29 protein-coding genes are annotated in these 26,086 nt (G+C 67.5%); 22 read left to right on the top strand and 7 right to left on the bottom strand.

Annotation, left to right across the window (positions count from 1 at the left end; genetic code table 11):
• From yidC to FHS79_RS11895, 6 genes are read left to right on the top strand one after another with little or no spacing between them, the layout of a single operon-like run.
• Positions 1–1,788: a membrane protein insertase YidC gene (gene yidC, locus FHS79_RS11870; RefSeq protein WP_184200129.1), complete on the top strand. Its 1,788-nt coding sequence runs from the start codon at positions 1–3 to the stop codon at positions 1,786–1,788.
• Positions 1,785–2,426 carry a ribosome biogenesis GTP-binding protein YihA/YsxC gene (gene yihA, locus FHS79_RS11875; protein WP_184200132.1) on the top strand — a complete coding sequence of 214 codons (642 nt, stop codon included), beginning with the start codon at positions 1,785–1,787 and terminating at the stop codon, positions 2,424–2,426. The genes yidC and yihA overlap by 4 nt, the downstream gene beginning before the upstream one ends.
• On the top strand, positions 2,423–3,094 hold the full coding sequence (locus tag FHS79_RS11880) for a glutathione S-transferase (RefSeq protein ID WP_184200135.1): 672 nt from the start codon (positions 2,423–2,425) through the stop codon (positions 3,092–3,094). Before yihA ends, FHS79_RS11880 begins: the two co-directional genes overlap by 4 nt.
• Positions 3,091–3,801, top strand: a complete 711-nt coding sequence (locus FHS79_RS11885; RefSeq protein ID WP_184200138.1) for a DUF1499 domain-containing protein — start codon at positions 3,091–3,093, stop codon at positions 3,799–3,801. Before FHS79_RS11880 ends, FHS79_RS11885 begins: the two co-directional genes overlap by 4 nt.
• A complete protein-coding gene (dapE, locus tag FHS79_RS11890; RefSeq protein WP_184200141.1) occupies positions 3,794–4,957 on the top strand; it encodes a succinyl-diaminopimelate desuccinylase in 1,164 nt (387 codons plus the stop codon). Before FHS79_RS11885 ends, dapE begins: the two co-directional genes overlap by 8 nt.
• Before the next feature lie 48 nt (positions 4,958–5,005).
• A complete protein-coding gene (locus tag FHS79_RS11895; protein WP_184200144.1) occupies positions 5,006–5,281 on the top strand; it encodes a hypothetical protein in 276 nt (91 codons plus the stop codon).
• A 7-nt stretch (positions 5,282–5,288) separates the two neighbouring features.
• Here the strand turns inward: FHS79_RS11895 and FHS79_RS11900 are convergent, their stop codons facing one another.
• Together FHS79_RS11900 and FHS79_RS11905 are read right to left on the bottom strand one after the other, a co-directional pair.
• Positions 5,289–5,996 carry a hypothetical protein gene (locus tag FHS79_RS11900; RefSeq protein WP_184200147.1) on the bottom strand — a complete coding sequence of 236 codons (708 nt, stop codon included), beginning with the start codon at positions 5,994–5,996 and terminating at the stop codon, positions 5,289–5,291.
• Complete coding sequence (locus FHS79_RS11905; RefSeq protein ID WP_184200150.1) at positions 5,996–7,222, bottom strand: toxic anion resistance protein; 1,227 nt, start codon at positions 7,220–7,222, stop codon at positions 5,996–5,998. Before FHS79_RS11905 ends, FHS79_RS11900 begins: the two co-directional genes overlap by 1 nt.
• 317 nt (positions 7,223–7,539) lie before the next feature.
• Between FHS79_RS11905 and FHS79_RS11910 the strand changes: the two genes are divergently transcribed.
• Complete coding sequence (locus FHS79_RS11910) at positions 7,540–9,078, top strand: 2-isopropylmalate synthase (protein WP_184200153.1); 1,539 nt, start codon at positions 7,540–7,542, stop codon at positions 9,076–9,078.
• 3 nt (positions 9,079–9,081) lie between these two features.
• Here FHS79_RS11910 and FHS79_RS11915 read toward each other — a convergent pair whose 3' ends face one another.
• Both FHS79_RS11915 and FHS79_RS11920 read right to left on the bottom strand, forming a co-directional pair.
• Positions 9,082–9,636, bottom strand: coding sequence for a permease (locus FHS79_RS11915; RefSeq protein WP_184200156.1), 555 nt, complete (start codon positions 9,634–9,636; stop codon positions 9,082–9,084).
• A 48-nt stretch (positions 9,637–9,684) separates the two neighbouring features.
• Positions 9,685–10,107: a MarR family winged helix-turn-helix transcriptional regulator gene (locus FHS79_RS11920; RefSeq protein ID WP_184200159.1), complete on the bottom strand. Its 423-nt coding sequence runs from the start codon at positions 10,105–10,107 to the stop codon at positions 9,685–9,687.
• Positions 10,108–10,221: 114 nt separating this feature from the next.
• Here FHS79_RS11920 and FHS79_RS11925 point away from each other — a divergent pair, with 114 nt between their 5' ends.
• From FHS79_RS11925 to FHS79_RS11975, 11 genes are all read left to right on the top strand, one after another.
• Complete coding sequence (locus tag FHS79_RS11925) at positions 10,222–11,745, top strand: amidase (RefSeq protein ID WP_184200162.1); 1,524 nt, start codon at positions 10,222–10,224, stop codon at positions 11,743–11,745.
• Positions 11,746–11,864: 119 nt separating this feature from the next.
• Positions 11,865–12,371 (top strand): 30S ribosomal protein S6, encoded by a 507-nt coding sequence (rpsF, locus tag FHS79_RS11930; RefSeq protein ID WP_184200164.1) that lies wholly within the window; start codon positions 11,865–11,867, stop codon positions 12,369–12,371.
• A gap of 12 nt (positions 12,372–12,383) precedes the next feature.
• On the top strand, positions 12,384–12,608 hold the full coding sequence (gene rpsR / locus FHS79_RS11935) for a 30S ribosomal protein S18 (protein WP_184200167.1): 225 nt from the start codon (positions 12,384–12,386) through the stop codon (positions 12,606–12,608).
• A gap of 10 nt (positions 12,609–12,618) precedes the next feature.
• On the top strand, positions 12,619–13,251 hold the full coding sequence (gene rplI, locus FHS79_RS11940) for a 50S ribosomal protein L9 (RefSeq protein WP_184200169.1): 633 nt from the start codon (positions 12,619–12,621) through the stop codon (positions 13,249–13,251).
• A gap of 94 nt (positions 13,252–13,345) precedes the next feature.
• Positions 13,346–13,630 carry a DUF3297 family protein gene (locus FHS79_RS11945; RefSeq protein WP_184200172.1) on the top strand — a complete coding sequence of 95 codons (285 nt, stop codon included), beginning with the start codon at positions 13,346–13,348 and terminating at the stop codon, positions 13,628–13,630.
• A gap of 3 nt (positions 13,631–13,633) precedes the next feature.
• Positions 13,634–14,923 carry a replication-associated recombination protein A gene (locus FHS79_RS11950; protein ID WP_184200175.1) on the top strand — a complete coding sequence of 430 codons (1,290 nt, stop codon included), beginning with the start codon at positions 13,634–13,636 and terminating at the stop codon, positions 14,921–14,923.
• Between the two features lie 53 nt (positions 14,924–14,976).
• Positions 14,977–15,207: a DUF433 domain-containing protein gene (locus FHS79_RS11955; protein WP_184200179.1), complete on the top strand. Its 231-nt coding sequence runs from the start codon at positions 14,977–14,979 to the stop codon at positions 15,205–15,207.
• Between the two features lie 29 nt (positions 15,208–15,236).
• Positions 15,237–15,533, top strand: a complete 297-nt coding sequence (locus FHS79_RS11960) for a DUF5615 family PIN-like protein (RefSeq protein WP_184200182.1) — start codon at positions 15,237–15,239, stop codon at positions 15,531–15,533.
• A complete protein-coding gene (locus tag FHS79_RS11965) occupies positions 15,530–16,339 on the top strand; it encodes a hypothetical protein (protein ID WP_184200185.1) in 810 nt (269 codons plus the stop codon). The genes FHS79_RS11960 and FHS79_RS11965 overlap by 4 nt, the downstream gene beginning before the upstream one ends.
• A gap of 75 nt (positions 16,340–16,414) precedes the next feature.
• Positions 16,415–16,810 (top strand): fluoride efflux transporter FluC, encoded by a 396-nt coding sequence (locus tag FHS79_RS11970; protein ID WP_243452847.1) that lies wholly within the window; start codon positions 16,415–16,417, stop codon positions 16,808–16,810.
• Complete coding sequence (locus FHS79_RS11975; RefSeq protein WP_184200188.1) at positions 16,810–17,868, top strand: RluA family pseudouridine synthase; 1,059 nt, start codon at positions 16,810–16,812, stop codon at positions 17,866–17,868. Before FHS79_RS11970 ends, FHS79_RS11975 begins: the two co-directional genes overlap by 1 nt.
• 32 nt (positions 17,869–17,900) lie before the next feature.
• Here the strand turns inward: FHS79_RS11975 and FHS79_RS11980 are convergent, their stop codons facing one another.
• A complete protein-coding gene (locus tag FHS79_RS11980; protein WP_184200191.1) occupies positions 17,901–19,484 on the bottom strand; it encodes a cisplatin damage response ATP-dependent DNA ligase in 1,584 nt (527 codons plus the stop codon).
• Positions 19,485–19,554: 70 nt separating this feature from the next.
• Here FHS79_RS11980 and FHS79_RS11985 point away from each other — a divergent pair, with 70 nt between their 5' ends.
• Positions 19,555–20,289: a MerR family transcriptional regulator gene (locus FHS79_RS11985; RefSeq protein ID WP_184200194.1), complete on the top strand. Its 735-nt coding sequence runs from the start codon at positions 19,555–19,557 to the stop codon at positions 20,287–20,289.
• 75 nt (positions 20,290–20,364) lie between these two features.
• Here FHS79_RS11985 and FHS79_RS11990 read toward each other — a convergent pair whose 3' ends face one another.
• A complete protein-coding gene (locus FHS79_RS11990; protein ID WP_184200197.1) occupies positions 20,365–21,681 on the bottom strand; it encodes a hypothetical protein in 1,317 nt (438 codons plus the stop codon).
• Positions 21,678–23,084, bottom strand: a complete 1,407-nt coding sequence (locus FHS79_RS11995; protein WP_184200200.1) for a glycosyl transferase family protein — start codon at positions 23,082–23,084, stop codon at positions 21,678–21,680. Before FHS79_RS11995 ends, FHS79_RS11990 begins: the two co-directional genes overlap by 4 nt.
• 330 nt (positions 23,085–23,414) lie before the next feature.
• Between FHS79_RS11995 and FHS79_RS12000 the strand changes: the two genes are divergently transcribed.
• The 3 genes from FHS79_RS12000 to FHS79_RS12010 are packed head-to-tail and all read left to right on the top strand — an operon-like array spanning position 23,415 to position 26,086.
• Positions 23,415–24,359 carry a thymidylate synthase gene (locus FHS79_RS12000; RefSeq protein WP_424022267.1) on the top strand — a complete coding sequence of 315 codons (945 nt, stop codon included), beginning with the start codon at positions 23,415–23,417 and terminating at the stop codon, positions 24,357–24,359.
• The gene (locus tag FHS79_RS12005; RefSeq protein WP_184200206.1) at positions 24,359–24,859 is read left to right on the top strand and encodes a dihydrofolate reductase; all 501 of its coding nucleotides are present in this window, start codon (positions 24,359–24,361) and stop codon (positions 24,857–24,859) included. The genes FHS79_RS12000 and FHS79_RS12005 overlap by 1 nt, the downstream gene beginning before the upstream one ends.
• A 12-nt stretch (positions 24,860–24,871) precedes the next feature.
• The gene (locus FHS79_RS12010) at positions 24,872–26,086 is read left to right on the top strand and encodes a dipeptidase (RefSeq protein WP_184200208.1); all 1,215 of its coding nucleotides are present in this window, start codon (positions 24,872–24,874) and stop codon (positions 26,084–26,086) included.

The raw sequence follows: 26,086 nt of genomic DNA on the forward strand, positions 1-26,086 counted from the left end.
ATGATCCTTGCCGTCCTGCTGTCAGCCATTGTGCTGATCGGCTGGACGCTGGTGAGCGAGCGCTATTTCCCGCAGGCCGCCGCCCCGGTAGCGACCACAGCCGCTCCCGAAGCCGCTCCCGGCGTTCCGGCAGCAGCCGGCTCGGCGCCCGCCGCCGTGGCGACCGCGGCACCGCTGCCTGCCGCCCGCCGCGCCGAAGCCCTTGGCGCCGCCCCGCGCCTCGCCATCGAAACCCCGCGTCTGCGCGGCTCGGTCAACCTGCGCGGTGCCCGCTTCGATGATCTCGAGCTCATCACCTATCGCCAGTCGCTCGAGCCGCAGGCGCCTGCCACCCGCCTGTTCAGCCCCAGCGGTGCCGCCGATGCCTATTTCGCCCAGTTCGGCTGGAGCGGCCCCGGCGCACCGCCGGTCAATGCCTTATGGGCCGCGAGCAGCACCCGCCTCACCCCCACCACCCCCGTCACGCTCAGCTGGACCAGCCCCAACGGCCTGGTGTTCGAGCAACTGCTCGCCGTCGACAGGGATTTCCTGTTCACTGTCCGCCAGCGCGTCCGCAACCCGACAGCTGCGGCGGCGGTCGTCCAGCCCTGGGGCCTTGTCTCCCGCCTCGGCAAGGGCGTGGAGGAAAATGCCTTCAATCTCCACGTCGGCCCCTTGGGCGTCCTCGGCGGCACGCTGAAGGACAGCGGCCTCGACTATGATTCGCTGCGTGAAGACGGCAACCAGAGCTTCACCTCCAAGGGCGGCTGGCTCGGCATGACCGAAAAATACTGGCTGGCAGCGCTCGTCCCCGACCAGACGCGCGATCTCAAGGCCAATTTCATCGCTGCCCCGAACAACCTCTATCAGGTCGATTATCTCGGCAGCCCGCTCGCAGTGCCCGCCGGCGGCAGCAGCGAAACCGTCCAGCGCCTCTTCGCGGGCGCCAAGGAAGTCGAGCTGCTCGACCAGTATCGCGACGAATTCGGCATCCCCCGACTCGATCGCGCGGTCAGCTGGGGCTGGTTCGAAGTCATCGCCCAGCCGATCTTCTATGTGCTCGCCTGGCTGTTCAAGTTCACCGGCAATTTCGGGCTGGCCATCATCGGCCTCACCATCCTTGTGCGGCTGCTGCTCTTCCCCATCGCCAACAAGCAGTTCGAGAGCATGGCGAAGATGCGCATCGTCGCCCCGCGCATGAAGGCGCTGCAGGAGCGCTACAAGGACGACAAGCCAAGGCTCCAGCAGGAGATGATGGCGCTCTACAAGACCGAGAAGGTCAATCCGCTCGCCGGCTGCCTGCCGCTGGTCGTGCAGATCCCCATCTTCTACGCGCTCTACAAGACGCTGCTCGTGTCCACCGAAATGCGCCACCAGCCCTTCGTGTTGTGGATCAAGGATCTGTCGGCCCCCGATCCGCTCACCCCGCTCAACCTGTTCGGGCTCATCCCCTGGCAGCCGCCCGCCATCATTGCATTGGGCGTGCTGCCCATCCTGCTCGGCATCACCATGTGGCTGCAGCAGCGCCTCAATCCTGCCCCGCTCGATCCCGTGCAGAAGCAGGTGTTCGCTATCCTGCCGTGGATGTTCATGTTCATCATGGCACCGTTCGCGGCCGGCCTGCAGCTCTACTGGACCGTCAACAACATCCTCACCATCGGCCAGCAGGCCTATATGCTGCGCAAATATCCGATGCCCGCCACGCCGCCCGAAGCTGCGGCACCCGCCGCTCAGGTGGCCGTTGCCCCCAAGCCACCGCGCAACCGCCCGGCAGCGAACGGCAACAAGCCCCGGCCCAAGGCCAAATGAGGTACGAGCCCGATCCCATCGAGGAGGCGCGCCGCCGCTTCGCCGGCCCGGTCAGCTTCATGCTGTCGGCTCCAGCACTCGAGTTCCTGCCCGCGCCCAAATGCTCCGAGATCGCCTTCGCCGGTCGCTCCAATGTCGGCAAATCCTCGCTCCTCAACGCGCTCACCGGCCGGCAGGGGCTGGCCCGCGCCTCCACCACGCCGGGCCGCACGCAGGAATTGAACGTCTTCGAAGTCGGCGAGCCGCTGGTCTTCCGCCTCATCGACATGCCCGGCTACGGCTTCGCCAAGGCGCCGAAGGATATCGTCGCCCGCTGGCAGGCGCTGGTCTTCGATTATCTGCGCGGTCGCGCCGTGCTCAAGCGCGTCCTCGTCCTCATCGATTCGCGCCATGGCGTGAAGCCGGTCGACAAGGAAGTGATGGACATCCTCGACAAGGCGGCAGTCAGCTACCAGCTGGTGCTCACCAAGGGGGACAAGATCAAGCCCACCGAGCTTGCCAAGGTGCTCGCCGAAACCGAAGCGGCAGCGCGCACCCAGGCCGCCGCCTATCCGCAGGTGCTTGCGACCAGTGCCGAAACAGGCTTCGGGATCCCCGAGTTGCGCGCTGCGGTTGTGCAGGCAGGAGAAGCGGCATGAAGCTCATCATCGCCAATCGCGCCTATTCGAGCTGGTCGCTGCGCGGCTGGCTCGCGGCAAAACTCTCGGGCCTGCCGTTCAGCTGCACATTGGTGCCCATGGACACGCCCGAATGGGATTCTGGTGCCGCAAAGGGCGAAATCCCCTCGGGCAAGGTGCCCGTGCTCTGGGATGGCGGCGAGCCGGTGTGGGACAGCATGGCCATCGTGATGTGGCTCGCCGACAAGGGCGGCCACGACCGCTTCTGGCCGCGCGATCTCCACGCCCGCAAGCTCGCCTATGCCATGTCCGCCGAGATGCACGCCGGCTTCTTGGGCTTGCGCAGCGGCTGCCCGATGAACCTCAAGCTGCGCTTCCCCGATTTCGCCGCCTCGCCAGACGTCCTCGCCGATGCCGCGCGCATCGACAGCCTGTGGGATGAAGCCCGCACCCGCTTCGGGGAAGACCTCGACGAGCCCTATCTGTTCGGCCATTTCTCCGCCGCCGACGTCATGTACGCCCCCGTCGTCTATCGCTTCGCGCATTACGGCCTGCCGCTGTCGGATCGCAGCCGCACCTATCTCGAAGCCATGCTGGCGCACCCCTGGATGCAGGAATGGCAGGCGGAAGCCCGCGCCGAGACCTGGCCGCTCGCACGCTACCTTGTCGAAGGAGGCATCCCCGCATGACGCCCGTCCGCTGGCCCCGCAACCTGGCGCTGCTCACGCTGTTCGCCGCCTTCCTCGTGCTCATCGCCGGCCCCGGCATCAAATCGGGAATCCTGCCCTGGCAAGCCGCCCTGCTCGGCTTCGCGGTCGGTGCCCTGGTCTGCGGCGTCGGTGCCGTGGCGATGCTGGTGGCGCTTGTCCGCCGCCATCGCAGCCCGCTGGTGATGACAGCCCTTGTGGTCGGCCTGATCGGCTTTCTCATCCCCATGTCGCTCATCGCCGAGGCGCGCGGCGTGCCCCCCATCCACGACATCACCACCGACACCGGCAACCCGCCCGAGTTCTTCGCCATCACGCCTGAGCTGCGTGGACCCGGCACCAATCCGGTCACCTATGATCCCGCGATCGCCCCCCTGCAGGCCGCCGCCTACCCGCTGGTGCGCCCCGTCACCCTCGCCGTCACCCCTTCGGAGGCCTTTTTCCAAGCCGAAAAGGCCGCCCGCGCGATGGGCTGGGAGATCGTCGCCACCGATTCGATCACCGGCCGCATCGAAGCCACCGACACCGTGCCCTGGTGGGGCTTCAAGGACGATATCGTCATCCGCCTGACGCCCGAAGGGCAGGGCACCCGCATCGATGTCCGCTCCAAGTCGCGCGTCGGCAAGGGCGATGTCGGCGTCAACGCCCGGCGCATCACCGACTATATGAACAACCTTGCGAATGGCTGACGTTCTGGCGCCGGTATTGGCGCCGGTACTGGCGTTGGCCCAGGCGCTGGTCCGTTGCCCGAGCATCACCCCGGATGATGCCGGCGCGCAGGATGTGCTGGCCGCAGCACTCGCCGGCCTCGGCTTCACCATCCACCACCTGCGCTTCGGCGGCCCGCCCGATGGCCCGGTCGACAATCTCGTCGCCGTCATCGGCGAGGGCACGCCGCATTTCGCCTTCGCCGGCCACACCGATGTTGTCCCCACCGGGGACCGTACCGGCTGGAGCGTCGATCCCTTTGCCGGCATGATTGCCGATGGCCAGCTGGTCGGCCGGGGTGCGGCCGACATGAAGAGCGCGATTGCTGCCATGGTCGAAGCCGCACGCCGCCACGTCGCCCGCGGTGCCAACGGCCGGCTCAGCTTCATCATCACCGGTGACGAGGAAGGCCCGGCAGAGCACGGCACCAGGCCGCTGCTCGAATGGCTTGAAGCCCATGATCTCGTGCCCGATGCCTGCCTCGTGGGCGAGCCTACCTCGTTGCAAACGCTGGGCGACATGATCAAGATCGGCCGCCGCGGCTCACTCAACGCCTGGATCACCGTTCGCGGCGCCCAGGGCCATGTCGCCTATCCGCACCGCGCCATGAACCCGATCACCGGCCTCATCACCGCCCTTGCCGAGCTCAAGGCGCGCGAGCTCGACACCGGCACCGACTGGTTCCAGCCGAGCAACCTCGAAGTCACCGATCTTGGCGTCGGCAACCCCGCCACCAACGTCATTCCCGCCCTTGCGCGCGCGCGCCTCAACATCCGCTTCAACGATCTCCACACCGGTGCCGCCCTCGAAGCCTGGCTTCGCGAGGTGGTGGCGCGCCACGCGCCGAACAGCGATATCGACGTGCGCATCTCGGGCGAGGCGTTCCTCACCGCGCCCGGCGCGCTGTCATCCCTCGTCGCCGATGCGGTCACGGCGGTCACCGGCACCACCCCCGAGCTTTCGACCTCGGGCGGCACTTCGGATGCGCGCTTCATTCGCCGGCTCTGCCCGGTGGTCGAATTCGGCCTGCCTGGCCAGTCGATGCACAAGATCGACGAGCACGCCGCCACCGCCGACATCGAGGCGCTGGCCGAAGTTTATGATCATGTTCTGCAACGGGTGTTCGCCAACCGTTGACGCCAACCGGCTTTTGCGGTTGGTTGGAGAAAATCCGGGGAGAGAATGATGCGCGGAATTTCGATCGCAACCATCGCGGTGCTGGCACTCGGTGTAACAGCCTGCGGGCAGACCAAGGCGGAGGCCGAGGCCGATCTGGCCGCCAAGAACGAAGGTGCAACCCCCCGCCCCGCCGATCCGGGCGACATTTACGTGGGTGAAGCGCCCCCGACGCCGCTCGCCGACCTTGCGGCGCCCGCCACCGCGGCGGACGCTGCAGCCGACCCGGAAGCCGCAGCCGAGGCCGAAGCCGACACCGAAGCCGAAGCAGCGCCGTCCAACTGACGGTCGCTCAGCGCAGGGGGCCTTCCCCCTCGCCATAGCGTTCCTCCATGAAGCGACCCTGGATGATCACGGCATCCCGGTCCCCTTCGGCGAGCTTGAGCGACGCCCGGTGCAACTCGCGCTCGACCACCGTCAGGCTGGAGACCAGCGTCGCGCCAAGGCTCGGGTCCGCCGTGCGCTGCGCCTGCGGCACCTTGGTGTAGCGCTCGATCAGCTCGGGAAGATGCTTCTTGAGCAGCCGGTCGATGTCCTGCGTCACGTCATTGGGCGCGGTCTGGTTGCGAAGCTGGTCCTCGAGTGTCGCGAGATGCGCGCTGATCGCATCGATCTTCGGCCCGGCCGCCGCAGGCAATTCACGGCGCTTGGCATGCAGCCATGCATCGGTGACCGTGGGCAGCACATCGATCGTGGCAGCATCGAGCTTCTGCGCGCTCGGCGCCGACCCATCCCAAATGAATCCCGCCATGATCGCCATCGCGCCGAACAGCACCAGCAGCACCAGCGCCGTCGTGCCGATGGGGCCGATCACCAGCCCGTAAAGGATCGGTGCCAGGATCAGCACCGAAGCGATGATCAGCGCCCGGCGGAAGCGGCGCGCAAAGCTCGCCTGAGTCCGCGCACGGTTCCGGCTCCGCGCCCGCTGCGCCGCCTCGCCGCGCGCCAGCCGGTCGAGCCGGTCAGCGTTGCGCGAAAGGATGATGTCGGGGTCGGCCATCAGTTCAGCGCTTCGAACGGCAGCTCGGCGGCGCTCCCGCCAGTGCTCGGCCCGCTCACGCGCGCCTGCGCCTGGCCCTCGGCGCGAGCAATATAGGCGCGGCTCTTGTCGACTTCGGTCGAGAGCGAGTTGACCGTCGTTTTCATCGAATCGAGCGCCTTGAGCTTGAACGTGTCGATCGCATCCATCGTCTGGTAGATGTTCTGGAACGCGCGCTGCAGCGTCTCGAGCGGAATCGTGCTCGAAGCCGCCTGCTCATGGATGCGCGCCGTGTTCGATTTCAGCAGCTCGCCGGTCTTGTCGATGATCCCCGCCGTCGTCGCATTGAGGCTGGTGATCTGCTCGAGCACCAGCTTCTGGTTGCTCATCGCCTCGGCCACCGTCACCGCAGTGCGCAGTGCCGCCACGGTGGTGGTGCCGGCACGGTCCACGCCCTTCATCAGCTCGATGTTGTTCTTCTTCACGAGGTCGAGCGCCAGACAGCCCTGCACGCTCACCGCAAGCTGGGTCAGCAGGTCCTGCGTGCGCTGCCGCGTCTGGAAAAGCGCGCTCTCGCGCAGCACCTTGGCCTTGGCCGGGTCGGAATAATCGAGCTCGTTCGACTTTTCCTCGAGCCGCGCATCGAGCGTCTTCGACACATGCACCATCTGCTCCAGCCGCCCCATCGCCTCCCACAGCTTGGCGCGTTCCTGGTCGATCGCGGCATTGTCCATCAGCAGCTCGTCCTTGCCGTCCTTGAGACGGCCAAGGATCGCCTGGATGTTGGTCTGCGCCGACTTGTAGCCATCGAAATAGCCTCGCAGCCGGTCGCCGCCGAAGGGGATGAGCCCGAACAGCTTCTTGCGCGTGGTCAGGTCCCCCTTGCCGCCCGGATCAAGGTCCTCGATCGTGCGGCGAAGTGCGGTCAGGTCGGCGCCGATGCCGGTATCCTTGTCGATGGCGCGCGTCGGCCGATCGAGGAAGCGGTTGGACTGGCCGGCTGCCTCGGCAATCTCCTTGGCGCCCAAATTGGTCAGCGCATCGACCTTCTTGCCGAATTCGGGGCTGGCGGCATCCTCGGCCACCAGCGCATCGATGAAGGCATCGACCTTGGCATCGAGCTGGCTCATCTGCTCGGGCTTCAGCGGCACCAGACCGGCGGCCCTCGCCGGCGCAATGCTGGCCACCGGCTGCGGCGCCTCGAGCGTGATCGGCGGCTCAAGGGTGTCGGTGGGCTTGCTGGCCATGCGTGGCTCCTGTTCTGGAATCGAACGTGGTTGTAACACCGGTATTAGCACCGGTACTGGCACTTCTCTACTGTGTTGGGATAGTGGGACGCCATTTCAAGGGCGCATGGACTGGGGGCGCATGGAATGGGGGCGCATGGACTGGACGCAGGTCAGCCAATCGATTATCGGTCCAGGCATGATTGCGCGCGCCCTCCCGATTCTGCGACTTACACGCCCTTGGGCGTGAGCGACCCTGCGCCGATGCGGCCGGGGTGCCGCGCCTGAGGGGACCTTCCGACCAGATCCCGGAAACTTCAGACCCGAGCAGGCCCATCATGACCGACCATATCCGCATTTTCGACACCACGCTGCGTGACGGCGAACAGTCTCCCGGCTGTTCGATGAACCTCGAAGAAAAGCTGAAAGTTGCCGCCCAGCTCGAAGCACTCGGCGTCGACATCATCGAAGCCGGTTTCGCCATCGCTTCCGAAGGGGATTTCGAAGCCGTCTCCGCTGTCGCCAGTCAGTGCGAGCGCGCCATCGTCGCCAGCCTCGCCCGCGCCGCCATTCCCGATATCGACCGTGCCTGGGCGGCCGTGAAGGGGGCGCGCCAGCCGCGCATCCACACCTTCATCGCCACCTCGCCGCTCCATATGCGCGCCAAGCTGAACAAGACGCCCGAAGAGGTGCTCGACGCAATCGCCTTCTCGGTCGGGCACGCCCGCAATCTCTGCGAAGATGTCGAATGGTCGGCGGAGGATGCTACCCGGTCGGATCCGGACTTCCTGTGCCGTGCGGTGGAAACCGCGATCCGCGCGGGTGCCACCACGATCAACCTGCCCGACACCGTGGGCTATGCCACGCCCGAAACCTACGGCGCCATGTTTCGCGATGTCATCGGCCGCGTCCCCGATGCCGACAAGGTGATCTTCTCCACCCATTGCCACAATGATCTCGGCCTCGCCGTCGCCAACACGCTCGCCGCCATCATGGCGGGGGCGCGCCAGTGCGAAGCCACGATCAACGGCATCGGCGAGCGCGCCGGCAATGCCGCGGTCGAGGAGATCGCCATGGCCATCCGCGTCCGCCACGACGTGCATCCGGTGCGCACCGGCATCGTCAGCACCGAAATCACCCGCGCCTCGCGGCTGGTGAGCGGCATCACCGGCATGGCAGTGCAGGCCAACAAGGCCGTGGTCGGCGCCAACGCCTTTGCCCACGAAAGCGGCATCCATCAGGACGGGATGCTCAAGGACGCCGGCACCTACGAGATCATGACGCCCGAGAGCGTGGGGCAGGGCGCCACCAACCTTGTCCTCGGCAAGCACAGCGGCCGCGCCGCCTTCCGCCAGAAGCTGTCCGAAATGGGCTACAACCTGTCGGACAACGAGTTCGGCGATGCCTTCAAGCGCTTCAAGGATCTCGCCGACGCCAAGAAGCAGGTCTTCGACGAGGATATCGTGGCGCTGGTCGATGACGAAGTGCTGCGCGGCCACGACCGCATCCAGGTCCTCGAGGTCGAAGTCTATTGCGGCTCCAACGGCCCGCAGCGCGCCATCCTCACGCTGAGCATCGACGGCACCGAGCACACCGCGGCGGTGCGCGGCAACGGCCCGGTCGATGCGCTGTTCAACGCCATCCGCAAGCTGGTGCCGCACGAAGGCGCCATCCTGCAGCTCTACCAGGTCCATGCCGTCACGGCCGGCACCGATGCCCAAGCCGAAGTGAGCGTGCTGCTCGCCGAGGATGGTCGCACCGTCCGCGGCACCGGCGCGCACACCGACACGCTTGTCGCAAGCGCACGCGCCTATGTGAACGCGCTCAACAAGCTCGTCGTCAAACGTGGCCGCAGCGCGCTTGCTGCCACCGCCTGAAGCTCAGGCGCGGGCCCGGCGCAGCATCGCGAACGCCATCAGGTGGCTCGCCCCTGAAATGCCCACGCCATAGAGCACGACCAGCGCCAGTGGCAGCGATGCCACTGGCGCCATTCGCAGGTCCCCGAGCAGCGTGAAGCTGAGGCCGGTGCCCACCGCCACCACGAAATCGGCAAGGCCGAAGCGGTGGAAGCCATGGATTTCGGCTGCACTCAGCGTCGGCTGGCGGGCCAGCCGCAGCGCATAGGCGCCAGCCACCAGGTCGCCGCTGCCGGCAAGCACCCAAAACAGCGGCGGCAGTTCCCCCGCCATCCCGAACCAGAAGAACAGCAGCGCCGCGGGAATCCGCCAGATATGGAAGATGATGATCCGCCGGTGCCCGATGGCGGCAATAGTGCGGCGGAAGCCTGGCAGTGCGGCATAGGCGAGCATCGGCAGCATGATGGTGGCAGCGACCATGGCTGCGATCAGCGGCGGATGCAGGGCTGCAAGCCAACCCGAAGCAGCGGCGATGATGACGGCGAAGAGCCAGAGCGCAAGAACAAGGGCAAGGATCATGTCAGGGCCTTTCGTTTAAGTGTAATTACACGTTTAGGGTGCGGGTCTTCATTCCATTTCGGTCAGGATCGCCCGCGCGCCTGCAGCAGGCCCAGCCAGCTGCGCCTCGGTCGCCTTTTGCGCCGCCTGCCAATGCGGTGTGGCGAGGGTGAGCAAGGCGCCGCCAGTCTGGGTCAGCACCAGCCGCCGGCGGCGGGCATCGTCGGGGTCGGCCTCGGTCGCGATCACGCCCTCGGTTTCGAGCGGCTTGAGATTGCGGGTGAGGGTGGTGCGGTCCATTCCCATCCGGTCGGCAATCTCGCCGAGCGACGCTCCCTTCGATGCGGCGATCGCCACCAGGATCGAGAATTGCCCCGAGGTGATCCCCATCGGTCGCAGCGCATCATCGAAGCGCCTTGCAGTGCGGCGTGCAGCGCGCATCACTGCAAGGCACAGGCAGGAATCGGCGATGGCAGCAGGCGTGGTGTTCATGCCGCTTTATATGTGCAACTACACTCATAAGTCAACGGCGCCGCAGCGCGCGATGCGAATTGCTTTTCGCCGCCAGCCCTGCAACCAGAGCAACGAGTTGTGGGGGCAAAGACAATGCGGACGATCCTGGCTGGCACGCTGATGCTGGCAGCAACAATGGCGCAGGCCCAGCCGGTCGGCCCGGCCGAAACCGCCACGCTCGCAGCCCTCGCCCGCATCGAGGCGCGCAACCCCCAGGTCAACGCCGTGCTTGCCATCACGCCCGACATCGCCGCACAAGCCCGCGCCATGGACCGGCAGCGCATGGCGCGAGGGCCCCTGTTCGGCCTGCCGATCCTGATCAAGGACAATATCGACGTGAAGGGCATGCCCACCACCGCCGGCAGCCTGGCACTCAAGGACAATCTGAGCGAGCGCGACGCGCCCCTCGTCGCGCGGCTGCGCGCGGCGGGTGCGGTCATCCTCGGCAAGACCAACCTCTCCGAATGGGCGAATTTCCGCGGCGATCATTCCATCTCCGGCTGGAGCGGTCTCGGCGGCCAGGTCCGCAATCCGCACGCCCTGGGCCGCACCCCCTGCGGCTCCTCCTCGGGCTCGGGTGCTGCGGTCGCCGCCGGCATGGTCGATGCCGCCATCGGCACCGAGACCGATGGCTCGGTGGTCTGCCCCGCCAGCATCAACGGGATCGTCGGCTTCAAGCCCACCGTCGGCCTTGTCAGCCGCACCCATGTCGTGCCGATCAGCAGCTCGCAGGATACCGCCGGCCCGATGACGCGCGATGTGCGGCTGGCGGCCCGCCTGCTCACAGCCCTCGCCGGCACCGACCCTGCCGATCCGGCCACCACGCAAGCCGATGCCCGCCGCACCGACTATGAAGCCGGCCTGCGCCCCGATGCGCTCCGCGGCGTCCGCATCGCCGTGCTGCGCTCGGCCACCGGCTGGCTGAAACCCGTCGATGCGCTGTTCGAGACCGCTCTCGGCGTGCTCGAGGCCCAGGGTGCGGTGCTCGTCGATGTCCAGGCGCCCGAGGGCCGCACTGCCATGGGGGCGGCCGAATACACGGTGCTGCTCACCGAGTTCAAGGCCGGCCTCAATGCCTATCTCGCCTCCACCCCCGCCGCCGTCCAGGTCCGCAGCCTCACCCAGGCCATCGCCTTCAACGAAGCCAATGCGGCGCGTGAGATGGCGCTGTTCGGCCAGGACGATTTCACCAAGGCCGAGGCCACCAAGGGCCTGACCGACCCCGAATATCTGAAGGCCCGCACCGAATCGCTCCGCCTCGCCGGCCCGGACGGCATCGACGCCATGCTCAAATCCGCCAATGCCGTCGCCCTTGTCGCCCCCACCACCTCGCCCGCCTGGATGATCGACGCCGCCTTCGGCGACCAGAGCCCCGGCCGTGGCAGCCCCACCGGCTACGCCGCGGTGGCCGGCTATCCTCATCTCACCGTGCCCATGGGCGCCGTCCAGGGGCTGCCCGTGGGCCTGAGCTTCGTCGGCGCCAAATGGGACGATGCGCGCATGCTGGCGCTGGGCTTCGCCTATGAAGCTGCTGCCGGCATCAAGCTCACCCCCAGCTTCCGTGCCAGCGTCGAAGCTGATCCTGCCATTGCCCCTCTGCTCGCACCGCCGCGCTGAGCCTTGCTTTTCTCCCGAGGCTGGCCCATAGCCCCCGCTCCCTGCCAACCGGCGGGGAAAAGCAAGCCGGAGGGGCGTTCGCATGGGGCGGCGTCAGCGATCGGCAAGGAGAATGAAGCATGCCGTTTTACGAGCATGTCTTCCTCGCGCGGCAGGATCTGGCCACTGGCCAGGTTGAAGCGCTGACGGAAGGCTTTGCAAAGATTGTCACCGATGGTGGTGGCACTGTTGCAACCCAGGAATATTGGGGCCTGCGCACGCTGGCCTATCGCATCGCCAAGAACCGCAAGGCGCATTACGTCATGCTGGTCCTCGATGCCCCCCCCGCGGCCGTCGCCGAGCTCGAGCGCAACGTGGCGCTCAACGAAGACGTCATCCGCTACATGACCGTCCGCACCGATGAACTGCCGACCGAAGCCAGCGCCATGCTGCGTCGCGGTGAGCGTTCCGAGCGCGGTGATCGTGATGGCGGCGCTCCCCGCGGCGACCGTGGTGATCGCGGTGACCGTCCGGATCGTGGTGACCGCGGCGACCGTGGTGATCGCGGCGACCGTGGTGGTGATCGTGGTGATCGGGGTCCCCGTTCCGATGGGCGCTCCGACCGTGCCCCGCGTTCGATGGCCTGAGGAGGATAGATCATGGGACGTCCGTTTTTCCGCCGCCGCAAGAGCTGCCCTTTCTCGGGCGCCAACGCACCTGCCATCGACTACAAGGATGTGCGCCTGCTCCAGGGCTTCGTCTCGGAGCGCGGCAAGATCGTGCCGGCACGCATCACCGCCGTTTCGGGCAAGAAGCAGCGCGAGCTGGCACAGGCCATCAAGCGAGCACGCCATCTGGGCCTGCTGCCCTATCTCGTGAAGTGAGGAGCAGACAATGGATGTGATTCTGCTTGAGCGCGTCGAAAAGCTCGGTGCCATTGGCGATGTCGTCAATGTGAAGCCCGGCTTCGCCCGCAATTACCTGCTGCCGCGCGGCAAGGCGCTCCGCGCCACCGAAGGCAACCGCAAGAAGTTCGAAGCCGATCGTGCGCGCATCGAAGCCGACAACGCCAAGCGTCGCGATATCGCGCGTTCGGACGCGAAGGACATCGATGGCGCCAGCGTTGTGATGATCCGCCAGGCCTCCAACAGCGGCCAGCTCTATGGTTCGGCCGCCGCGCGCGACCTTGCCGAAGCGCTCACCGCCGGTGGCCACAAGGTCCACAAGGGCCAGATCGTGCTCGACAAGCCGATCAAGGCGCTAGGTCTGCACACCGTCCGTGTGGCGCTGCACCCGGAAGTTGTCGTCACCGTCACCGTCAACGTCGCGCGTTCGACCGAAGAAGCCGAGCTGCAGGCCAAGGGCGTCGATGTGAACGCCGATCTCTACGCCCGCGAAGAGACCGGCTTCACCGAAGCCTATGATGCCAACGCCGAGCCCGGCATCCCGCAGGACGCTCCGGCAGCCGAGCCGGACGCCGGCGCGGAAGCCGCTCCGGATGGCACCGAGGCCGAGCCGGAAGCCTGAGCTTCGCTTCGAACTCGATCTGATGGCCGCGTCCCGCAAGGGGCGCGGCCATTGTCGTCTTGACCCATAGTCGCCGCTGCGTCACTGACACGCCATGTCCGAAGAACCCGAAACACCCGCCGAAGCTCCCGCCGCCGCTGCTGCTGGCGACACCCCGCCCGACCGGGTGTCCGCCTCGCCGCGTAGCCCCTTTTACGCGCCCGATCTGCTCGAGCGCGGCATCGGCATCATGTTCAACGGCACCGAGCGCACCAACGTCGACGAATATTGCGTGTCCGAAGGCTGGGTGAAGGTCGTCGCGGGCACCGCGCGCGACCGCAAGGGCTATCCCCTCACCATCAAGCTGCAAGGCGAGGTCAAGCCCTTCTTCAAGAGCTGATCGATGGGGGATCTGTTCGGCCCCGACCCCGAAAAAGCACCCCTCGCCGAAAAGCTGCGCCCCAAATCCTTGGCCGATGTGCTCGGCCAGGCGCATCTCACCGGCGCGCAAGGCGCCATCGGCCGCATGGTCGCCAGCGGCCGGCTGTCCAGCCTCATCCTCTGGGGCCCACCCGGCACCGGCAAGACCAGCATTGCCCGCCTGCTCGCCGATGCAGTGGGCATGCGCTTCGTCGGCATCTCGGCGGTGTTCACCGGCGTCGCCGAGCTGAAAACCCTTTTCGCCGAGGCGCGCATGGCGCCGACGCGCACCTTGCTCTTTGTCGACGAGATCCACAGGTTCAACCGCGCCCAACAGGACGGCTTTCTCGGCGTGGTCGAGGACGGCGTGGTGACGCTGGTAGGGGCGACCACCGAAAACCCGAGCTTCGCACTCAACGCCGCCATTCTCAGCCGCGCGCAGGTGCTGGTGGTGCGCCGGCTCGATGCCGAGGCTCTCGAAGCCCTCCTCGCCCGCGTCGAGGCCGCCGAAGCCGCGCCGCTGCCGCTCACCGCGCAAGGCCGCGAAGCCCTCATTGCGTCGGCCGATGGCGATGGCCGCTTCCTGCTCGGCCAGGTCGAAACGCTCCTCGCAGCAAACCTCGCCGAGCCACTGGGGCCGACCGAACTCGCAGCACTCCTGCACCGGCGCATGCCGGTCTACGACGCCAGCGGCGACGGTCATTACGGGCTGATCTCGGCGCTGCACAAATCGCTGGGCGGCTCCGATCCCGATGCCGCCCTCTACTGGCTCGAGCGGATGCTGGTGGCGGGCGAGGAGCCACTCTATCTCGCCCGCCGCATGGTCCGCTTTGCGAGCGAAGACATCGGCCTCGCCGATCCGCAGGCGCTGCTGGTGGCGATGGCAGCGGTGCAGGCCTATCAATTGCTCGGCTCGCCCGAAGGCGAACTGGCATTGGTGCAGGCCTGCCTGCACCTCGCCACAGCGCCCAAGTCCAACGCCGCTTATGCCGCAGAAAAGGCAGCGAAAAAACTCGCCACCGCCACCGGCTCGCTCAGCCCGCCGGCACATATCCTCAACGCCCCCACCAAGCTGATGAAGCAGCTCGGCCACGGCGCCGGTTACGAATATGATCATGACGCGCCCGACGGCTTTTCCGCCGCCGATTACTGGCCTGAAGGTGTGGGCGCGCAAAGCCTCTACAACCCCAGCCCCCGCGGCCATGAAGCCCGTCTCGCCGAACGCATGGCCGAATGGGCGCGCCGGCGCACAGCGCGGCGGGGCAAGGACTGACGCAACGCACTGTCCATTCGCCTGCTGCCCAAAAAAACTGTATCAGGCACGTCATGGACAGCTATCTCGACCATATCGAATCGCGGCCCGGTGTCTTGGGCGGCAAGCCCTGCGTGAAGGGCACGCGCATGCGTGTCCGCGATGTCCTCGCCTATCTGGCCGGCGGGGATAGCGTCGACGATCTCGTGGCGGCATTTCCCTATCTCAGCCGCGCCGACGTGCTCGCCTGCCTCGCATTTGCCGCCGACCAGGCGGATCATCCGGTGCTCATCGCCGCCGAATGAACTTTCTGGTCGACGCACAACTGCCACCCTTGCTGTCATCCCAGCTCAGGGAACTGGGCCATGAAAGCTGGCATATCGGCGAACTGGCAGCACTCGATGCCACCGACGTCGAGGTTTGCGCACACGCCGCGGACAGGCAGGCGGTCATCATCACCAAGGATGCGGATTTTCTGCGATTGGCTCTGGCAACGCGCCCGCCTTTGCAACTGCTCTGGGTGCGACTGGGCAATTGCAGCAATGCACGGCTGGTCGAGCAACTGATCGCCCATCTGGGCGATGCAGTGTCGGCATTCGCCAACGGCGAGCAGATCGTCGAGCTTCGATGAGGTTCACCCGCTTCGTCGGCATCGACTGGTCGGGCGCGGTCGGGCGCCGCCACCCCAGCGTGCAGGTTGCGCTCGCCGAAGCCGATGGCCCGCCGCGGCTGGTGTTGCCCCCCGGCGGGGTCTGGTCACGCAGCGGCGTTCTCGATTGGCTGGGCGCGCTTTCGGGCAATGTGCTGGTCGGCATGGACGCCGGCTTCGGCTTTGCCGCCGTTCAGGGGTTCGAGGCACCAGCGCGCACCCTATGGGCCGAGATCGAAACCGTGTGCGCCGCCGAGCCCGATCTCGCCGGCCACGCCTTTGTCACTTCCCGACGAGACGCCTTCTGGATGGGCGCCGCCGATGGGCCCCGCCACCTGCGCGCGCATCTGCGGGTCTGCGAGCAGGTCTATGCGACCTCGGGCCTCGGCGTCCCCACCTCGAATTTCGTCCTGCTCGGCGCCTCCCAGGTCGGCAAGGCTTCGCTCAGCGCCATGCGGCTGCTGCACCGCCTCGGCTGGCCGGTCTGGCCGTTCGATCCGCTGCCCGCATCCGGCCCGGTCATCCTCGAAATCTATGCCCAGGCCTTCGCCCGCATGGCCGGCACCCGCGGCAAGCTCCGTGATCGCGCCGCCCTCGCCACCGCCCTCGCGCATTTCGGCAGCAAAGCCCCCGCCGGCCTCCCCGAGCGCTTCCCCGATCATGTCGGCGATGCCCTCATCACCGCCGCCGGCCTCCGCGTCATCGCAGCCCAACCCCATTGGTGGCAACCACACGCCCTCACCCCCGCACTTGCCACAACCGAAGGCTGGACCTTTGGCATTGCCTGATCCGGCGCCTGATCCGGGCCTGATCCGGGGCCTGATTTGGCGGATTCCGCACCCTGCGCTAGGAGCGTCGCACACATGACCGCCCTCGCATCCCTGCCACCCGTCCTGCTCGTCGCTCTTGGCGGCGGCACCGGTGCGGCATTGCGCTATCTCATCGGCGTCTGGGCCGCTTCCAGCCTGCCGCCCGGCTTCCCCTGGGGCACCTGGATGATCAACATCGGTGGCAGCCTACTGCTCGGGCTGCTGCTCTCCCGGCTGGGTAGTGGAAGTCTGGGCGGCCAGGACGAACCGCTGCGCCTGCTGCTCGGCGTCGGCGTGCTCGGCGGCTTCACCACATTTTCCACCTTCAGCGTCGAGCTGGTGGCGATGGTCACGCGCGGCGAACTGCTGCTGGCCACCGCCTATGCCGTCTCCTCGGTCGCCGGCGGCATCGTCGCGGCCCTGCTCGGCGTGCAATTGGGACGCAACTGATGCCAAACGCACAAATCACCGAAGAGGATGATGGCATCCGCGTCGATCGCTTCTTCAAGCGGCACCACCCGGAAATCACCTTCAACATCGCCTCCCGCTGGGGCCGCACCGGCCAGCTGCGTGCCGATGGCACCAAGGTCGGCCCCGGCGACCGGCTTGTTGCCGGCCAGAGCTTCCAATGGCCCGATCTGATGCCCGAAGTCGCCGCCCCCCGCCCGGTTGCCACCGAGCGCACCCCGCTCAGCCCCGAGCAGATCGAATACATGCAGGCGATGGTCATCCACATGGATGCCCATGCCATCGTCATCAACAAGCCCCCCGGCCTCGCCACCCAGGGCGGCACCGGCACCAGCACGCACGTCGACGGCATGCTCGATGCGCTGCAATTCGACATGACGACCCGCCCCAAGCTGGTCCACCGGCTAGACAAGGACACGTCGGGCGTCCTGCTCCTCGCGCGCACCGCCCGCGCCGCCGCCTTCTTCTCCAAATCCTTCGCCAGCCGCGATGCGAAAAAAACCTATTGGGCGCTCACGCTGGGCGTGCCGAAGCTCTACGAAGGCGAGATCGACGCCCCGCTCGCCAAGCAGCCCGGCAGCGGCGGCGAGAAGATGTGCGTCGACGAGGCCGCGGGCCTGCCGGCGCGCACCCGCTACCGGCTCATCGACAAGGCCGCCGGCCGCGCCGCCTGGGTCGAGTTCTCGCCGCTAACCGGCCGCACCCACCAGATCCGCGTCCACGCCGCCGCCATCGGCAACCCGCTGATCGGCGATGCCAAATATGGCGGCAAGGAGAGCTTCCTCACCGGCGGCATCAGCCGCAAGCTCCACCTCCACGCCCGCCGCCTCGTCATCGATTCCCCCGGTGGCCGCATCGATGTGGAAGCACCGCTGCCGGCACACATGGTCGAAAGCTTCGAAATGCTCGGCTTCGATCTCACGCTCGGCGTGCCGGTGTTCGAAGCGCCGCCCACACCCAAGCCCCGCCCGCGCAAACTCTCCCCCAACACCAGCGGCAACCGTCGCGGCGAGCGCCGCTCGCGCGGGCAGCGCGAATAGGAGACGCCGCGGGCAGCGCGAGTAAGCTGCCCTCAGTCCGCCACCATCGCCATCAGCGTCGCGATGGTATCCGCCTCATCCGCCGGCTTGTCGGGCCGCAAGCGGAAAAACCGCGGAAAGCGCATCGCCAGCCCCGATTTGTGCCGCTTCGACAGGTGCAGCGAATCGAACGCCACCTCGACGACATAGGTCTTCTCCACCTCACGCACCGGCCCGAAGCGCGCCACCGTATGGCTGCGCACCCAGCGGTCGAGTCCGTTCAGCTCGGCATCGGTGAAGCCCGAATAGGCCTTGCCCACCGGCAGCAGCGCGCCATCCTCGCTCCACGCGCCGAAGGTGAAGTCCGAATACAATCCCGAGCGCTTCCCATGCCCGCGCTGCGCATACATCAGCACGCAATCGGCGGTCAGTGCTGCCCGCTTCCACTTGTACCAAAGCCCGGCGCGCCGCCCGGCGATGTACGCGCTGTCCCGCCGCTTGAGCATCAGCCCCTCGATCGCGGCATCGCGTGCCCCTTCGCGCAGCGCTTCGAGCGCCGTCCAGTCCGCCGCCTCGATCAGCGGCGACACGTCGAACCTTGTCGGGTCGAGCCGCGACACCAGCCCCTCCAGCGCCGCCCGCCGCACCGTCCAGGGCTCGGCGCGCAGGTCCGCCCCGTCCACCGCCAGCGCATCATAGAGCCGCACGAACGCCGGCGCCTCGCTCTGCAGCTTCGCCGCCGGCGCCTTGCGCCCGAGCCGTTGCTGCAGCGCATTGAAGCTGGCCGCCGCCAGCTCGGCATCGCCGGTGCGCACCAGCAGCTCGCCATCGAGCGTGGCCGGAAACGGGGCCGGCGTCGCAAACGCCGCCGCCACATCGGGAAAGCTTGCCGTGATATCATCGCCCGAGCGGCTGTAGAGCCGCGTCTCGCCCCCGGCATGCACAAGCTGCACCCGGATCCCGTCCCACTTCCACTCCGCCACATAGGCGTCGAGGTCGAGCGGCGTCTCCTCGAGCGGATGCGCCAGCATGAACGGCCTGAACACCGGCAGGTCGCTGGCCAGGGGCGCCGGCGCCCGTCCCTCCGCCCAGGCAAAAAGTGTCGCATAGGGTGGCGCCAACCCGTGCCACACCTCCTCCACCGCCTCGACATCGAGCCCGAAGGCATCGGCCAGCGCGGTCTTCGCTAGCCTTGCCGAAACACCGATCCGCAGGCTTCCGGTGGCGAGCTTGATGAGCGCATAGCGCCCCTGCGGATCGAGGCTGTCGAGCAGCGCCTCCACCACCGCCGGCGCCTCCGCCCGGCTCAGGCCGGAAAGCCGCCGCACAACCTCGTCGAGCGACGGCGCCCCTTCCGACACTGGCACCCCCGGCCACAGCAGCGAGATCGTCTCGGCCAGATCCCCCACGAAATCATGGCTCAGCGCAAACAGCACCGGATCGACCCGCGCGGTGACCAGCGCCTTGAGCAGGCTCGGCTGCACCGCCTTCAGGTCGAGCCCGCCGGTCAGCGCCGCCAGTGCCCAGCCCCGGTCGGCGTCGGGGGTGCTGCGCAGATAATCGCCAATCAGCCGCAGCTTGGCATTGCGGCTGCCGGTGAACAGCAGCGCATCGAGAAGGGCCGCAAACGCTTGCACGGAATATGGTTAGCACGCGCGCTGCCACGTATCCAATGCGTGCGCGGAATGATATGACAAGAACATGCGAATGCGAGAGCTTGAAGCGGCAAGTGGAATCGGGCGGGAGACCATCCGCTTCTATATTCGTGAGGGCCTGCTTCCCGAGCCGGCGCGCACCAGCCGCAATTCGGCCACCTACAGCGATGTCCATGTCACCCGGCTGCACACCATCAAACGACTGCAGGAGGAGCGTTTCCTCCCCCTCGCCGTCATCCGCACCCTGCTCGATGCCGATGACAGTGCGTCCTGGCTCGCCCATACCCGCTTTCCCATGCTCGATGCCTTGATAGCGCCGCTCCTGTCGCCTCCCGGCGGGCGCCGCTCGCTCGCCGAGATCATGCGAAGCCAGGGACTCGACCCGGCTCTTGCCGATGCCCATGTCGCCACCGGCATGATCAAGCCCGATGCCGCTGGCACAGTGTCTGCCGGCGATGCCGCCATCCTCGCCATCCTCAAGCAGATGTGGGAACTGGGGCTGACGCGCGATCAAGGCTTCCTGCCCAAGGACATGCGGATCTTCGTCGATCTCGTCGACTGGCTGGTGCGACAGGAAATGAAGTTGTTCTTCGGCAATATGGCCGATCGGATCGGGGAGGCACAGGCCGTTCAGCTTGTCACCAAGACCGTGCCGCTCCTCAACGATCTGCTCGCCCATCTCCACAATCGCGCCGTGCTCCAGCAACTGGGAGACCGGCGCACCATCGCCAACGACAATCCGGCTGCCGCTGCCGCGCGCCGGCAGCCGGAGTGCGATCAGAGCTAGGCGGGGAGGGCCTGGCCCCTTGCTGCATCACCTTCGGGTGGTACCGCAGGGGGCCGAACTTTCCCCAACCAGGCGTTAAAACGCTGTGCTCACCGTCAGCACCGGCCCACTGTCCGGCGCCGCCGTGCCCGCCACCCGCTGCCGATAATCGGCAGATACCGCAAAGACCAGCCGCCTGCGATTTACCCGCACCGCCGCCGTCGGCCCGATGTCCGTCCGTCCGATCGTGCCGCCGCCAGTCGATTGCACGCTGCTCCAGGCGCCCAGCCCGGCGGTCACGTCGAGCCCCGGCCGCTGCCACAGCCGCGCGCGGCTCCGCACCTGGCTGCCGATCAGCCAGTCGCCATTGCCGAGCAGGCTGGCCTCCGTATAGGCGTCGAGCGTCCACGGCACGCCCAGCCTGAACGCCTTCTCGCCGCCGCTGCTCAGCCGCACCAGCCAGTCGTCGCGCGCCAGGTCCCCCGCCGAGATCAGCCGCTCTGCCGCCACCGCCACGCCCGGCAGCGGCTGAATCCGCAGTCCCACCGCCGCCTGTGCGGTCCGCCGGTCGACAGCACCGGTTGCATCGGTTCCGGCATTCAGCCGTCCGATCAGCGCCACCGGCATCTGCCCGAGCGGGTTGAACGTGTAGCCAAGCTGGGCCCCAATCTGGCCGCCGCCGAGCACCGGCAGCGCTGCCAGCCCGGCCGCCGGATCGATGGGGGCGGCGCGCACCAGCGCCCAGCCCTCGCCGAACCAGCGCCGCCGCAGTGCTGCGGCATCACGGTGCCACTGCGCCTGCCGCGAATCGATCGCATCGGGATCGGCAGCAAAGGCCGCATCGAACAGCCGCGCTGCCTCGCGCCTGTCCCCCGCCTTCAGCCGCGCATATGCCGCCTCAGCGAGCACGCCTGCAGCCGGCGGTCGAGGCGGCGACAGTGGCGATGCCCTGCTCGAATCGAGACCTGTCGGCTCGGCCCCCTGCTCGACCCCCTGCTCGGGAGCGGGCACCGGCGCCTGCGGCGGCCACACCCAGTTCGGCGCAGCCGGCGCCGGCGCCGGTGCGGGCGCTGCAACAGGATATGGCACTTGAATGTACACCGGATAGGGCCGGTCGACCGGCACCGGCCAGCCCCACCCCGGCGGCGGTCCCACCGGCAGGCCGGGCACCACGGCCGCAGCAGCCGAACCCGCGTCTGTCACTGGCCCCGCCCCCGCTCCCATATCGGGCGCCAGAAGCGAAGCCTGCAGCAGGGCACGCTCGCTCACCAGCGCCGGCAGCCGCGCCGCCCCCCAGCCCACCACCGCTGCCCCCAGCAGCGCCAGCGCCCGCAGCGGCTGGCTGCCACCGCCAAAAGCCTGGGCAGAAGCCGATGCTGGGGCCGAATCCGATGCTGGGGAAGGGCGCATCATTCGGCCAACCCCGCCGCCGTCGGGAAGCGGTGCTGCGTCTTGCCCCATTCGCCAGCACTGCCGGCGGTGCGCATCGCCCGGTAGCGGCGGATCGCCGCCAGCGCCGCGGCGGCATTGATGATGTTGGCCACAAGTGCGCGCGGCACCGCGCAAAGCCCTTCGCGCCAGCCATGCGCCGCCCCGGTGAAGCCCGCACGCATCAGCAGCCGCCAGCCAAACATGGCAATGTTTGCCGCCAGCAGCAGCGCCAATCCGGACTCCGGCAGCACCAGCGGTGGCCGCAGCGCTGCCGCCGGCAGCACCAGCCGCAGCACCGCATCAAGCACCACCAGCAGCGCCAGCGCATAGCCCGCAAGCCCGAGCAGCGCCGTCAGCACCGCCTTGCGGTCGCGCACCAGCATGTAGCGCGTGGCAAGGCCCGGCGGCCAGCCAATCCGGTCCCACCCCGCCAGCGCAATGCCCGCCAGCCAGCGGCTCTTCTGCCGCACCGCCGCGCCGAAAGTCGCTGGAAAATGCTCGCGCGTCGCCACCACCAGCCGCTCGCCGCGGCTGCGCATCCGCACCAGCGCCGTGCGCCCGCCCAGCGCCCGCACCCGGTGGCCCAGCTCGTAATCCTCGGTCAGGCTGGCCGCGTCGAACGGCGCCCGCCCGGGCTGTGTCGCGGCAATCGCCGCCACCATGTCGCGGTCGAGCCCGGTCGCCACCCCGGCTGAAGGCACCGCCGCCCCCAGCGCCTCGCGGACGATCAGGTCCTTGCCATGCGCCTCGGCGAATTCATCGAGATAATGGCCGCTCACCCAGCGCGAATCCGGGTCGGGCAGCGGCCGCACCGGCAGCTGCACCAGCGCCAGCCGCGGGATCAGCGCGTTGAACAGGTGCAGCTCCTGCGGATGCACCACATCCTCGGCGTCGTGCAGAACCACCGCCTTGAAGCGCCTGCCGGCGCGCACTTCATGGCGAAGGGCCGCCGCCCAGAGCTGGTTCAGGCAGTCCGCCTTGCTGGTGGGGCCGGGGGCGGCACAGCGCACCTGCTGCACCCGCCAGTCCACCACGGCCGCCACCGCCGCTGCACCCACCGGATCATTGGGATAGATGCCCACGAACACCCGATAATCGGGATAGTCGATCCGTGCCGTCAGATGGCGCAGCATCGCACCGATCACCGCCGATTCGTCCCATGCCGGCACCAGGATCGCGATCGGCGCCGGCGCCGCCTGGCCGGCCAGCGCCTGCACATCGGCGCGCGGGTGGCGCTGGTACACCGTCAGCCGCCGCCAGCCGAGCCGCACGAAAAAAACCGCATCGATCAGCAGGTCGTCGATTCCCGAAAGCAGGAAACCCAGCCCCACCAGCAGCAGCGCTTCGGCGAGCATCAGGTGCCAAATGGTCAGAAGCTCGGTCATTGCCACTCGGGTTGAAGGGTCAGCTCGGAGTCAAGGGGTCGGGTGCCCCGGCAGTCCTGGGCCTGGCAGGCGGGGAGGGCCGCATGCATCGGTCTTCGGAATGCCGGAGCACCCTCGGCAACGGGCAGGGATGGCGAAGGGTCAATGCGCCATGGGCCTGCCAGCACCGATGGGGAGAAGTGCGAAAAAGCGAACCGCGCTGCGGTTGGTCAGCCGCTTGCAAGCAGCAAGGCTTCCAGCCGATAGAGGGCATGACGCGCGAGAAAGACGGGCCTGAAGCACACTGGCCTGAAGCTCATTGGCGCGAAGCACACGGGCGCGAGGGAGAAGATAGTGGGTCAAGACGGCAGCGCGCGGCATCCCGAGCACCAGTATCTCGATCTCGTCCGCCGCGTGTGGGAGGAGGGCAGCACCCGCATCGATCGCACCGGCGTCGGCACCCGCGCGCTGTTCGGCGCCACCATGCGCTTCGATCTGTCGGACGGCACGGTGCCGCTCCTCACCACCAAGCGGGTGTTCTGGAAGCCCGCACTCCGCGAACTGCTCTGGTTCCTGTCGGGCAGCCGCAACATCCGCCCGCTTGTCGCCGATGGCGTCCACATCTGGACCGATTGGCCACTCGCCAAATACCGGCAACAAACCGGCGAGGCGATTTCGGCGGAAGATTTCGAATTGCGCATCATCACCGACGATGCCTTTGCCGAACGCTGGGGAGACCTTGGCCCCGTCTATGGCGCCCAATGGCGAAATTGGCCGCGATACACCCCGACCCCCGATGGGCAGTTCACCCGAGAACCGCACGGCCACGACCAGATCAGCACCCTCGTGCATCAATTGCAATCCAACCCCCATAGTCGCCGCCTGATCTTCTCGGGCTGGAATGTTGCCGAGATTGACCAGATGGCGTTGCCACCCTGTCATATGACATACCAGTATTTCGTCGAGGACAAGAGACTTTCGTGCATCTTGTATCAAAGATCATGCGATTTGGGACTCGGCTTTGCATTTAACATTTTTGAAGCCAGCGTTCTTCTTCACATGCTTGCAAAGCAATGTAAAATGCTGCCCGGCGAAATGGTCTGGATGGGTGCGGATTGTCATGCCTATCTCAATCACGAGGCATTGATCACCACCCAATTGCAGCGCGATCCAAGGCCATTCCCCAAATTGCACATCACCCGCACGCCCGACTCGATCTTCGAGTACAAATTCGATGATTTCGTCGTCGAAGGCTATGATCCGCACCCCGCCATCAAGCTGCCGGTCGCCGTCTGATGGCCCGCGAAGTCGTGATCGTCGTCGCGCGCGCCCGCAATGGCGTCATCGGCAACGGCGGCGCGCTGCCGTGGCACCTGCCCGCCGATCTCAGGCACTTCAAGGCGCTCACCGTCGGCAAGCCGGTGGTGATGGGCCGCAAGACCTTCGAATCGATCGGCAAGCCGCTGCCGGGCCGCCACAACATCGTCCTCACCCGCCAGCCCGGCTGGGCGGCGACAGGCGTCACCACGGTCCCCAACATGGCCGAGGCGCTCGCCGCCACCGGCATGGAGGCGCGCACCTTCGGCACCATCATGATCATCGGCGGTGCCGAAATCTACGCCCAGGCGCTGCCCTTCGCCACCCGCATCGAGCTCACCGAGGTCGATGCAGCTCCGGCAGGGGACACGCATCTGCCGCCCTTTGCACCTGCGGACTGGCACGAGGTTGCGCGCACCGCCCATCCATCCGAAGAGGGCAGGCCCGGCTTTGCCTTCGTCACGCTGCTGCGGCGCTGAGGGGGCCACCACATGCGCATGATCGTCCTGACCGTCACCGGCCTGCTCCTGCTCGCCATCGCCGGCTTTCTCGCCTTCGGCCCCGGCATCGCCGAGGGCCGCATGAACCGCGTCGCCGGCCCCGGCCGCTGGCCGGTCAGCGAGGAGGCGCGCCGCCTCCACGCCCGCCTCACCATCGTCGATCTCCACGCCGACACCTTGCTCTGGCAGCGCAACCTGCTGTCGCTCTCCCGCCGCGGCCATGTCGATCTGCCACGCCTCCAGGCCGGCGGCGTCGCGCTGCAGGTCTTCTCCAGCGTCACCAAGACACCCAAGGGCCAGAATTACGACAGCAACACCGCCGATTCGGACAACATCACCCTGCTCGCCATCGCCCAGCTGCAACCGCCGCGCACCTGGAACAGCCTGCTCGAACGCTCGCTCTGGCACGCCGAAAAGCTCGAGTCCGCCGTGCTCCAGTCCGAAGGCCTGCTCTGGCCGGTGCGCTCGGCGTCCGATCTCGATGGCCTGGTCGATGCCCGCAGCAATGGCCGCCTTGTTACCGGCGCACTGCTCAGCACCGAAGGCGCGCACAATCTCGAAGGCAGGCTCGCCAATGTCGCCCGCCTCCACGCCGCCGGCTTCCGCATGATGGGGCTGGTGCACTTCTTCGACAATGATGTCGCCGGCTCGATGCACGGCGTTGCCAAGGGCGGCCTCACCCCCTTCGGCACAAAGGTCGTCGCCGCCATGGAAGAGCAGGGCATCATCGTCGATCTGGCCCACGCCAGCCGCAAGACCTTCTTCGACGTCCTCCGCATCGCCCGCCGCCCCGTCCTCGTCAGCCATGGCGGGATCAAGGCGACCTGCGACACCCCGCGCAATCTCGATACCGAGCAGCTTCTGGCGCTGAAAGCCAATGGCGGCATGATCGGCATCGGCTATTGGGATGCCGCCGTCTGCGCCCCCACGCCGCAAGCCACCGCAAAAGCCATCGCCGCCGCCATCGCCATCATGGGCCCCGATCATGTCGGGCTGGGCTCGGATTTCGACGGCGCCGTCACCACCGGCTTCGACACCGCCCACCTCGATGCCCTCACCCAGGCGCTGCTCGATGCCGGCCTCTCCGAAAGCGTCATCGAGCAGGTCATGGGCGGCAACGCGCTGCGCCTCATCCGCCAGGGCCTCATCCCGCTCGCCAAAACGCCACAAGCCCCCGCTCTTCCCGAACCCGAGCCCGCCCGCTAA

Source organism: Polymorphobacter multimanifer (assembly GCF_014205635.1).
GTDB classification, from domain to species: Bacteria; Pseudomonadota; Alphaproteobacteria; order Sphingomonadales; family Sphingomonadaceae; genus Sandarakinorhabdus; species Sandarakinorhabdus multimanifer.